The 2,024-nt window shown below is 54.2% G+C and carries 3 protein-coding genes; all 3 read left to right on the top strand.

The annotated features are described in order from the left end of the window. On the top strand, positions 1 to 634 hold a 634-nt coding region (gene sigH, locus ACH2EH_RS06330; protein WP_395140003.1), incomplete at its 5' end, for an RNA polymerase sporulation sigma factor SigH. 98 nt (positions 635 to 732) lie between these two features. Further along, the gene (locus ACH2EH_RS06325; RefSeq protein WP_395140002.1) at positions 733 to 1,089 is read left to right on the top strand and encodes a tetratricopeptide repeat protein; all 357 of its coding nucleotides are present in this window, start codon (positions 733 to 735) and stop codon (positions 1,087 to 1,089) included. Between the two features lie 3 nt (positions 1,090 to 1,092). Beyond that, on the top strand, positions 1,093 to 2,024 hold a 932-nt coding region (locus ACH2EH_RS06320; protein WP_395139999.1), incomplete at its 3' end, for a hypothetical protein.

Below are 2,024 nucleotides of genomic sequence, written 5' to 3'. Positions count from 1 at the left end.
ACTTCGGTACGCCGATATTTCTGACCGCGAGATTGTCACTCGAGCCCAGGGGGGCGAGGCGGAAGCTGCAGAGTTTCTGCTTTACAAGTACCGCAACTTGGTCAAGACCAAAGTGAAGTCCTACTTCCTGGTAGGTGCGGAGAAAGATGACTTACTTCAGGTTGGAATGATCGGGCTCTGGCAGGCTGTGGTGGATTTCCGTTGTGATAAGGCAATCTCCTTTCCGGCGTTTGCCAAAGTCTGTATCCAACGCCATATTATCACTGCCATCAAGACCGCCACACGGCAGAAACAACAGCCGCTCAATACTTCCCTCTCTCTGGAGAGTCCCTCAGAAGATCCTCTGGCCGACTGGAACCTCTCCGAGGTTCTGACGGGCGAGAATGCAATGGATCCTGAAGAGGTAGTGTTGCGCTGCGAAGACACACGGGAACTACGGGATAATCTTCAGCGTCTGCTTTCCGAGTTCGAGTGGCTCGTCCTCTCGGGCTACCAGCTAGGCAAGTCGTATCGCGAGATTGCTGACGAGCTTGACTGCAAGACCAAGTCAGTTGACAATGCCCTTGCACGAATTAAGCGTAAGGTATCCTGTATTGTCGTGGGGGATGCAGATCTCTCCGAACTTCGCTTCTAAAATACAAATGCCTATTGCCTCCTGAAAAGGAGGCAGGTATACTCTGCGTACTATTTCACTCTCCGGGAATAGGAGTGTGCTAATGGAAGGACGGTTGCATGGCGGAAGACGTGGCGGCACGGTTTCAGAGAGCAGTTCAACATCGAATCAATGGCGAGTATGATGATGCGGTTTCTCTGTTTCGATCAGTGATCGCAGAGCAACCAAATAACGCAGATGCTTATCATGAGCTTGGCCTCGTCTACAGTTTTCTGGTAACAGACGACTGCTTGCCGACACTAGAGTATGCGTGTAAGCTAGCTCCCCACAATCTGTTTTTCATCATGAGCTATGGAAAAGCACTGGCGATGTTCGGTGAGTTCGAACGTGCCAAGCAGATGTTTCAATGGGTATTAAAAGCTGATCCTTTCAACGATGATGCACAGCAACAGCTCGATTTTCTCAGTGCGTTCTAGCTCATGAAGGCACGTGGGCTGATTGTTGCGTTTCTCCTACTGCTTCCTTTAGCCCTATTCCATCGTACTCTTTTTCTTGGAGACGCGTTTCTTCCCACAGATCAGCTCCAGCAGGTTGCCCCCTGGCGCTCTGAACAGGAGACGACGACAGCACACTGGAATGTCCTGCGCTTTGATGGCATCACACAGTTCTACCCCTGGCGGCTTCAGGTAGCACGAGAGTGGCGCTTAGGGCATCTGCCCACTGTTAATCCCTACGCATTCTCAGGGGAGGGGGGGACTCCGCTTCTGGCGAACTCCCAGTCCGCACCTCTCTATCCTCCCAATTTGCTCTTAGCATTGTTTCTGGGCGAGAATAATATCTGGTATGGGTTCGGGCTCTCCGCTGCGCTCCACTTGCTCCTAGCGGCAACGGGGATCTACCGGCTGGCACGTGCCCTGGCAATATCTCGCACTGGCAGTCTGCTTGCCTCGGTGACATTTTCGTTGTGCGCACCGGTGATCTGCTGGCTGTCGCTGCCGACCTTTCTTTGCGCTGCGGCCTGGCTCCCCTGGCTGATGCTCGCCATCCGTCGAGCCACTTGGTGGCAGGCCGGGGCACTCGGAGGACTTATTCTTCTCTCGGGGCACCTGCAAGTCGCAATGTTTGTTCTGCTGACGGCAAGCGCTTACGCTCTTGTTCTTTATGGTCGGCAAGTCCGTGGCTGGGGGGGGATTGTGGCGGCTGGAGTAATGGCGCTATGCCTCGCTACACCCCAAGTTTTGCCGTCGCTAGAGCTTTCGAAACAGTCGCATCGCGCCGCCACGGGACGCCCCGACCTTGCACTTTTTCAGGCCAAGAGTGCGTTTGGCCTCCCACCGCAGAGCCTGCTCACCTTCACCGTTCCCAACTTCTTTGGCCACCCTGCCCAAGGGGAGGGGATTTATTGGAATGC

It is taken from the genome of Armatimonas sp., assembly GCF_043760365.1.
In the GTDB taxonomy this organism is placed as follows: domain Bacteria; phylum Armatimonadota; class Armatimonadia; order Armatimonadales; family Armatimonadaceae; genus Armatimonas.
This window is presented reverse-complemented; position numbering and strand designations above follow the sequence as displayed.